Source organism: Clostridium frigoris, assembly GCF_018861865.1.
GTDB classification, from domain to species: domain Bacteria; phylum Bacillota; class Clostridia; order Clostridiales; family Clostridiaceae; genus Clostridium_AD; species Clostridium_AD frigoris.
This window is the reverse complement of the sequence record NZ_JAHLDV010000030.1, coordinates 35,777-45,868: the sequence shown is the minus strand read 5'-3', so window position 1 is coordinate 45,868 and position 10,092 is coordinate 35,777. Positions and strand designations below refer to the sequence as shown.

At 32.3% G+C, this 10,092-nt stretch carries 3 protein-coding genes; 1 reads left to right on the top strand and 2 read right to left on the bottom strand.

Annotated features, from left to right (window positions below):
* Window positions 1-437: 437 nt before the first annotated feature.
* The gene (locus KPL37_RS12670) at window positions 438-812 is read right to left on the bottom strand and encodes a desulfoferrodoxin (RefSeq protein WP_216149919.1); all 375 of its coding nucleotides are present in this window, start codon (window positions 810-812) and stop codon (window positions 438-440) included.
* Window positions 813-1,096: 284 nt separating this feature from the next.
* Between KPL37_RS12670 and KPL37_RS12665 the strand changes: the two genes are divergently transcribed.
* On the top strand, window positions 1,097-1,300 hold the full coding sequence (locus KPL37_RS12665) for a hypothetical protein (RefSeq protein WP_216149917.1): 204 nt from the start codon (window positions 1,097-1,099) through the stop codon (window positions 1,298-1,300).
* A 102-nt stretch (window positions 1,301-1,402) separates the two neighbouring features.
* Here the strand turns inward: KPL37_RS12665 and KPL37_RS12660 are convergent, their stop codons facing one another.
* Window positions 1,403-10,033, bottom strand: a complete 8,631-nt coding sequence (locus KPL37_RS12660; protein ID WP_216149915.1) for a glycoside hydrolase family 94 protein — start codon at window positions 10,031-10,033, stop codon at window positions 1,403-1,405.
* Between the last annotated feature and the right edge of the window lie 59 nt (window positions 10,034-10,092).

The following is a 10,092-nucleotide window of genomic DNA, read 5'->3' as shown; positions in this document are numbered from 1 at the left end:
GACCCTACCGTTGCCAGTAAATCCCTTGCTCTCAGGTTGTCTTCCCGTTGGTTAGGCGACATAGGCTTCTTTCAGCCTATCGGCTCAGCTAACATGCTGGACGTACAAAAAGCCCTATGGATAAATCCATAGGGCGAATATACACGGTACCACCTAATACTTAGAAACTATGTTAAGGCTTCTACTCAAACAGATACACTAATGATATCCTACCTCTATAACGTAAGGCTTACGTCAAGGACTACTATACTTCATCCTGAATCTTAGAGACCCATTCAATTTAAACATAATTATCGTAATCACACCCTCTACGACTCTCTAAAAATTTGTTTTTAAATTTACTTGCTTCTCATCAACGACTATAACATTATAATATATTTTAAATCTCTTTAAATAACATTATACTTATTCTATTAAATTGTCAATAGAATGCAATTTTATGCTTTCCAAAGACCATGTAAATTGCAATATTCTCGTATGAATAACACTTCTTCTTCTAATTTAAATTCAGCTTCTGGTTTTTCACCTGGTTTTAAAAATTTTCTATATACCTTGTTTTCTGTGTGTACTTCAATAAATTCAATATGATGTTCTTCAAGTGATGGATGTTCTACTGCTCCAACCTTAACTTTAATTCCACCCTCTATTTTTTCAGATACAGGAACATGTTTTTCAACTGCTGCATCTGTAGTGTTTTCTGCTTGAAGAATCATATTTTGTCCACAGCAGACTAAAGTACCTCCAGCATTATGAACTACCTCAACTATATTACCACATATTTCACATTTATAAATTTGTCTTAATTCAGTCATTATTATTCCTCCTTTAAATTTAGAAATCAACAACTGCCAATTATGCTTGTTTATTCATAACGGTTATTTATTGATAGTCATTATATATATTCTACATTCTTTTATAATTTCCTCTTTTTTATACAATTTTATTTTCTCCTAATCAAATCTATTATATGCAGTTATTTTATAAATAATGTTCCTAATATTACCTTCATTTTTTTTCTCATATGTGGAACACTATATAACATCAATATATAATATAAATATATATTCCTACTATATAAATAAAGGGAGGTACGAAAATGAAAGATCAAATAAGAGAATATGCACCACACCAAAGAGATTTTTATGATCAGGAACCATCAGATATAAGGTCTTATTCCGAAACAGATTCTACTATGCTTCCAGACCCAGTAACTGACCCGATAGTTGCTATGAATATATCTAATGTGGAATTTGATTATACCTACTATGGTGGAGAAGAACTTTTTGATGAAGAATACTAATTTCTTTTATAAAAAAGACTATCATCTTCATAAAAACTTTTAACTTTTTAAATCTATAAAATATTAAAACAGATGACTTCGTTTTAGAAGTCATCTGTTTTTTTAAATTATAACCTCAACTTTATGGATCCCATCAATAAATGGAACAAACCCATCACAACATAACTTACCATCAAGCCATGTTCCTTTGTCTCCAATACGTTTAACCTCAATTACATATTCATAATTATCCTTTTTATAAATAATCTCATAATTTAGCCATTCCTCTGGAACGCAAGGCTTAATAGTAAATCCTTTTCCCTCCTTTAATTTAAGACCTAAAATAGCTTCTATTCCGGTTCTATACATCCATCCTGAAGTTCCAGTATACCAACTCCAGCCTCCCCTTCCTACATGAGGTTCCTTTCCATATACATCAGCAGTCATTACATATGGCTCTGTTTTGAATCTCTCACATTCTTGCAGAGTTTTTGTATGATTTATAGGATTTATCATGTTATAAAGTTTTACTGCTGTATCAGCCTTATAGAGTTTAGCAAAAGCAAGGATTACCCAAGTCGCAGCATGTGTATATTGCCCACCATTTTCTCTAACTCCAGGAACATACCCTTTAATATAACCGGGCTCCAAAGAAGATTTACTAAAAGGTGGAGTCAATAGTAGTATCATTCCATTATCTTCTTTTATTAAATAACGTTCTAATGACTTCATAGCTTCTGTCGCTCTTTCTTTATCTGCGGCACCAGATATTACTGCCCAGGACTGAGATAAAGAATCTATCTTGCATTCTTCATTTTGCGATGAACCAAGTGGCGTTCCATCATCAAAATATGCTCTTCTATACCAATTGCCATCCCATGCATTTTCTTCTAGATTTGTTCTTATATACTCTTGCATATCTTTGTATTTCTTAAGTTTTTCATCATCATTTTCATATGTGCAAGCCTTTGAAAAATCTTCTAATATATCATATAAGAACCAACCTAGCCACACACTTTCACCTTTTCCCTTATTACCCACAGTACTCATTCCATCGTTCCAATCTCCACTTCCCATAAGAGGGATATTGTGAGGTCCAAATTTAAGGGCTTTTTCTATAGCTTTTATACAATGTTCATATATACTACCTGTAAAATCTGCCCTTCCTGAAATGTTATATCTTTCATCTTCGCCTTCTGCAAGTGGTGTATCCATTAAATATTCCGCTTGTTCATTAAGAATATCAAAATCACCTGTATTTTTTATATAATCCATAGTGACATAAGGCAACCATAATAAATCATCGGAAAATCTTGTTCTTATTCCACTATCTACAACCGGGTGCCACCAATGTTGTACATCTCCTTCAACAAATTGCCTTGAAGCACTATACAAAATTTGTTTTCTTGTCATGCTTGGTTCAATCATGCTTAGTGACATAACATCCTGGAGTTGATCTCTAAATCCATATGCTCCACCAGATTGATAAAAAGCAGTTCTTGCCCATAATCTACATACTATAGTTTGGTACATTAACCATCCATTAAGCATTAAATCCATGCTCTTATCTGGTGTCTTAACCTGAATTGTATGAAGTATCCTGTTCCAATATTTTTTAACATTTTCTAGTTCAGTATCCACTTTTTTAAAATCTTCAAATTCCTTTGCGACTTTTGAAATATTATCTAAATTCTCATTTTCACCTAGCATTGCTATTAATTCTATTTCCATATTAGGCTCTAAATGAATTTTCGAAGTAACTGCGAGGCATGGGTCTAGGCCCGCTCCAACATTGTTCGAAAGTCTTATTCTTTTTAGAACCTCTGGATTTTGAGCACTTCCACCTCTTCCTAAAAACTCACTTCTGTCCCCAGTAAAGCTTTGCTCAGCACCTCCAAATAGCTTTAAATAAGACTTTAATTTACCGAAATGCTGATTATAACAATTTGTTGCATACATATATTCTTCTTCTTCATTAATATAAGTAACTATATGCTGAGCAGTATGCTGAGCTACTACGCCCATAACAAGTTCGGCATAATAAGTTATACTTATATCTCTAGCTATATCACTATTATTCTTTAGTTTTATCTTGCATAACTTAACATTATGCTCCATGGGAACAAACATTGTTACTTCACCCATAATTCCAAAGACCTCATGTTTGAAGTTCGAATACCCAAAACCATGTTCTATTAAGTATTCTCCACCATCCCTTATAGGTTTAGGTGTAATACTCCATATATTTCCATCGTTGTCATCTCTCAAATATATAGCTTCTGAGCATTCATCACTTACCCAATCATTGGACCAAGTAGTAATTTTATTTTCCCGACTATTACTATTCCAAGTATAAGCTGATCCAGATTCTGATATATGAAACCCAAAATTACCGTTTGAAATTACATTTATCCATGGTGCTGGGGTATTATTAAAGTCTTTAAGTAGAATGGTATAATTTTCACCTTCTACATCAAAGCCTCCGAGTCCATTAAAATGCTCTAATGGCTTCATATTAAACTTATGATCCTTAACCGTGAATTCATTTTTCAAAGTTTGAAGTAATGGTACCTTCTCTAATCTCTTATTATTATTTTGAATTTGAGATACTAACATTCCCTTACATGAATCTATAACCAACCTAGCTATAGCTATTAATAGCTCTATATCTTCGTCTATAATATTAGCCTTATTAAGTATAAATAGTCCACCGGGTTTGTTTTCCTTTTCTCTTAAGTGACTTCCACCTACTAAATCCTTAATATCAGCTTGTAGCGGCTGATCATATGAGGTCGTTTGAAGGTTTATTATCACTAAATCTACTTTTAATCCTTTAAGGCTTAAGTATTCATGAGCATCTATAAGTTGGCGAACTAAATCTTTATCTTTGCTCGCGCGAACTATTAGAAGAATTATAGGTAAATCTCCTGAAATACCATATCCCCAAAGAGTGAATTGTCCTTTTTTTACATTTTTTATATACTTCTCTCTTTGTCTAAATGTAGAATTTAAAAATAAAATTTTGGAAGCTATAACTTGATATAAATTTGCCTGAGTAGATTTTATACCTAAGTATTTCATATCTACCTGAGTTTGACTCCAAGCTAGTTCAAATACCCTATTTATATTATGAAATTCACTATATTTTTTAGCTAAGCTTATTACTTCTTCCTTTGTATTAGCTATTGACGTAGTGAATGCTATAATACAGGTTTCACCAGGTTTAATTTTAACTTTTCTTCTTATACTTACTATAGGGTCAAGCACCGCTCCAACAGTATTAGATAATACTGAATCTACCCTCATTGCTATAGGCTCTATTGTATTCTCCCCACGGCCTATGAAATTTGCTCTGCTAGTCTCATATTGAATGATTCCAATAACATTTCCCTGAGTTGCGACGGTTTGCATAAGCCATGGCTGTTTCTCACCCTTAGACCTCGGTCTTCTCGTTGCAATAATACAACTAGGATTATCAACATACTCAGTTTTAACAAACAAATTTCCGAATGCTGGATGTACTATATCTGCATCGTAATGAGCTAGAGTTACCTCAAAATAACTTGTTATCTCTAAAATTTTACTTTTGGTACTTTTGTTGGTAATTGATAATCTTCTTACCTCTGAATCATCCTCTGTAGCCACAGTAATTTCCATACGGGTGGCAATATTTTTATCACTTCTTGCAAACTCAGCCTTGTCTAATGCGAATGTTACTTCATAGCTATCACTTGCCTTTTTACAAGGCTCATAAGCCGCACTAAAGAATTCATTTTCATCAAAATCTTTGATATAAACAAACATACCTGTATTATCTTTTGTAACATCTTCCTTCCATCTGTAAATCATAGTTTTATCACGCAAAGCATACCCTGATCCACTATTAGAAATCATTAACGAATAATTTCCATTTGAAATTAAATGTGTTTCCGGAGTTTCCGTTTTTGCTGTAGTATATTTTCTTACTATAATCTTTTGCTTTCCTACAGAAGTATCTACTACCTTAAATTTACGTTCCCTATCATATACTACTCTCTTAGAAACTTTCTCTTGAAGTAATAACTCTGTAGCTTTCACTCTTGGTAATGCATGAAATCTTTTTTGGAGAATATTATTTAATAATACATTATCTAAAGCCATCAAACTCATACCTTCATGATGAATCATAAAACACTTGATTATAGCCTTAGGATCATCTTTAGACATTCTATTTTTAGTATAATCTATAGCTTCATAAAATCCATAATTCCCCTCAAGGCCTTCATTCGTAAGTCTTTTAAGATTATCATAAGCTCCTCTAAAATCAATTTGGAGTGCCATAACAGTTGAATATGGTGAAATAACCAATTCATTTTCAAGTCCCGACTTTAATCCTACTCCAGCTACTCCAAAAGCTTTATATTGATAATTTGAATTTATATCAAATTTATAAAATGCAGATTCAGATATACCAAAAGGTACCCCTCTTTCACTGCAATATTCCTTTTGTGCACCGATTACAGCATTATAAGTTTCATCTAGCATCGTGCCTGGATAATTTTTCATTATAAGTAATGGCATCATGTACTCAAACATTGTTCCGCTCCAGGAAACTAAGCCCTTGCTTTTCCCCATGGTACTCATAGCTCTTCCAAGTTTAAACCAATGTTTTTTAGGAACATCTCCCTTTGCAATAGCAACGAAGCTGGCTTGCCTTGACTCAGAAGCGAGAAGATCATAATAACTCTTACCTAGATTATCATTCTCCACATCATATCCAATTCTAAACAATTCCCTCTCCTCATCATATAACATCTTAAAATCAGTAGCATCCGCCATAGAATTTAGTCTTTCCTTTAAGCCCTCTATTTTGCTAATAACAAATTGAGTTTTTTCTTTTGTTTGTTGTAACAAATCTTTTAATGCCCACAACGATTTATCATTTTTCAATTTGTCATCTAGAATATTTAATATATTATTTATTTTTTCTGGGATACTAATTATTGTTGCTCCCTCAAGTAAATCCCTCATAGACTTAGTAAGTTCTAAATCAGAATCTTTTTCAAAGGCATAATCAAACCAAGGAAATAGTTCACTTATTTCCTCTAAATACCCACCTACATCATCTTTTAGTTTTTTATTCCAATATGATTCCATGCAATATTCATTTTTCCCAACTTCTACAAGCTTATTTGATAAATCCCTAAGTATAGTTTTCCAACAATTAAAGTCTATTGTATCACTAGCTATTTTATTTAATATGCCCTGATATAAATTCTTAACATCTTTGGATACTCCTACCTCTTGAGATGCAAGCCTCATAGTGTCTTCCAATCCCTTAACTTGAGCAGGCTTAAATACTGAATCCCTCAAATATTCATCTAACGCCTCTTCAACCACCCAAAGGTACCCAACTAAATTACCACTATCCACAGTAGACACATATCTAGGGAAAAGTGGCGCCTTAGTTTTAGTATCATACCAATTATAAAAGTGACCTCTGTACATATCCATACCTTCCATTGAAGTCATAATTTTATCTATTCTGCTTGTTACCTTAATAATTCCAACATACCCTAAATCATATGCAACTAAATTTGAGGTTAATTCCATCCCCATGTTGGTTGGTGAAGTTCTATGCGCTACTCCATTTGGTGGATCTTCTTGGTAATTATCTGGCCCAAGCCAATTGCTTTCATCATTTACAAAATCCTCAAAATACGCCCAAGTTTTTCTACTAAGTTTTCTTAAGTAATTCTTTTCTTCAATGGAAATTTCAAAAGATTCAGACTCACTATCACGACTTATAACATATGCAATTACAGGACTTAAGATCCAAATCACACAAGAAGGTATGCTAAGAAGTCCAATACTGATGCTTGCATTAAATGATACAATTAAAATTAAAACTGAAATTGCACTTGAAGCCCACATAGCCTCAATATAATCTTTAAGTTTCTTCCCAACTTTCACCTCAACATCAGCTGCTGACTGCCACTCTAATAAGTTTTTTTTACTTACTAGCACTCTGTATAAGGTTCTAATTATAGCATCAACCATCATATATGCTTGATAAGGTATAAAACAAAAAATCAAAAATACCTGCTCAATAGCCATCTTGCTATTTTCGATTTTTCCAGATAAACTCACCCCCAAAACTGGAGAAACTACAGCTTCGCTTACGTCAAAAAGTATAGGTGCTAAAATAGCTACAAAAGCTGCAATAACCCACTTATCCGTACTATCTGGCAATACCCCACCTAAAGCAAGTATAAGCAAAATTATAACGGACGGTGCAAGTAAACTTCTCCTTAAATTGTCAAATATCTTCCATTTAGATATTTTGCTTAATGGTGAGGACTTTTTAAGCCAGCGTAATAATTGCCAATCCCCTCTAGTCCACCTGTGTAACCTCTTAGAACTAGCGTTATAATAAGATGGATATCCATCTATGAATTCCACATCAGTAACTAATGCGGTCCTAACATATGAACCTTCTAACAAATCATGGCTTAATACAGTATTTTCAGGTATTTCATCCTTTAACATATAGTTAAAGACATCTACATTGTAAATACCTTTACCAGTAAAAATACCTTCACCAAATAAATCTTGATACACATCAGACACCGCAGTAGTATAAATATCTATACCTGTTTCACCAGAAAAAATCTTTGAAAATATGGTTTTGTTTGCGCTAAGAATAGAAACCCCTATTCTTGGTTGCATTAGACCATATCCCCTACTTACTCTCTTTTTATCATTGTCTATAACAGCATTATTAAGTGGATGCGCCATGGCACCTATTAATTTTTTCGCAGAATCTCTTGGAAGTTTTGTATCTGCATCTAAAGTAATAACGTATTTAACCATTCTGAGATCCTCTGCTTTACTGCTTATTACATTGTAACTAGTATTCTGCTTACCTCTTAAGAATTCATTAAACTCCATAAGTTTTCCACGTTTTCTCTCAAATCCTATCCATTTATTCTCTTTTTCATTGTATTGTCTCCTTCTATTAAAAAAGAAAAATATCTTTTTATCTGGAGTACAATACTTTTTATTCAATTTTTCTATTTCAAAAAAACCAGCATCAACTATCGCCTTATCTGATGCTTCATCCTCAGTATCACTATCTTTAAAGTCGCCAAGCAATGCAAAAAATAAATTACTTTGTGAATTTGCTAAATAGTATATTTCTAAGTCCTTTATCAATTCAACTACTCTAGAAGTATTATTTAATAACGTTGGAATCACTACTACCGTACTATATTTTTCTGGTATTCCCTCTTCAAAGTCCATTTTGGGAATGAATGACGTTGTACATAGCAGGCTTATGCTCCAGTTTAAAATTGATATTGTTATTTCACTACATGGTACCAATATAACAAATACAGCCAATATATATCTCCATAAATCTTTGTCATTATCATTTAATAAGCTACTTGCAATAATTAAACCCGCTATTAATAAAGTAACTACACAAATAGTACTTATATAAACATTATCTATATTTTTATTTTTGATGTTTATAAATTTTTCTATACCAGTATTTTTATATGCTATTTTTTTCTTTAAATCACCTATTCCATCATCTATTAGATAGTAACCTACGTGTTTTTTATAAGTATTATTTTCTGGCATTTCACTATCATAGCAACATTCAATTGCTTTTTTTGCTATATAAGATTCTGCAAGTTTTGTATGTTTAGATAATTTTTCTATTTCATGTCTATATTTATCTCTTGACTTAAAATCCATTTCTTTATAAATATGTGCAGGATCCTCTCTTAAAATAATCTCTACGGGACTTAAATTTTCAAAATATTTCTTCCAATTTAGGCCTTCAATAACTCTTATACTATTAATAGAGTTTGCCATAGAAATTTCAAAATTAGCCTCTATTTGATGCTCTAATACTATGATTTTTTCTGAACTTGTGTCTTTCTCTCCAAGTCTTTCATTTATAAAATCATAAACCTCCTTGGAATCAATGCCATTGTCCCTTAACAGCTTGAGTAATCTTTCTGTAAAGTGCGAAGTGAATACAGTCTTTTGCCTATTTAAAAGTGATAATTCTAAAATAATTTTATCTTCGTTAAAAGCATTAATTAACCTCTCTGCGACTACTTCTGCCTCTTTTTTATCCTCTTCTGCTTTAACGATTTTTTCAGTTATCTTACTAATATTCTGGATTAAAGCTATCCGGAGCATTATAGGTATAGCCCAAAGTTCGCCAGACGTCAGTTGAGCATTCTTTTGGTATGCGCGAATAAAGTCTTCAATTACATGTTCATCCATTCTACCATCAGTGTGAGATACTATTTCGATTGCAATATGGTACACTCTTGGATATCCTTTCATAACTCCCTTGTAAATTACTGGTAAATCTTTATAATATGTTTGTGGCATATTATATTTTATACTTTTGTATTCTTTTTCTACTAAATAAAGATTATCCAAAAGCCATTCTGCAGCAGGTAACACCTCTTTTTTATTTTTACCTTCTTTGTCTATCTTCTCGTACCCTTGTAAAATTTTTGCGTAACTTCCATCTAAATTACTAATAAGCTTTTTTTTACAATTAGTATTTTTTACGTCAGAGTAATGCCTTGCTATTTCAAATGCATGTTTTTCTAACTCTTCTCTATTAACATTTATGGTTGGTATATCTTTTAGTAGGTTTTCTTCTTCGTAATGATTTAAATTTTTTCTTACAACTATATAAATTAAAATACTTATTGTAACTATTGCCCCTAATATAACATATGGCATTATAAACACCCCTTTAATACTTTTTATTAATAATATTGTAAAGTTTTAGAACTAGTTGA

Bases quoted from the DNA above. Each gene is read 5' to 3' on its own strand.
- KPL37_RS12660 (WP_216149915.1), bottom strand. From the start codon at position 10,033: ATGCCATATGTTATATTAGGGGCAATAGTTACAATAAGTATTTTAATT.
- KPL37_RS12665 (WP_216149917.1), top strand. From the start codon at position 1,097: ATGAAAGATCAAATAAGAGAATATGCACCACACCAAAGAGATTTTTAT.
- KPL37_RS12670 (WP_216149919.1), bottom strand. From the start codon at position 812: ATGACTGAATTAAGACAAATTTATAAATGTGAAATATGTGGTAATATA.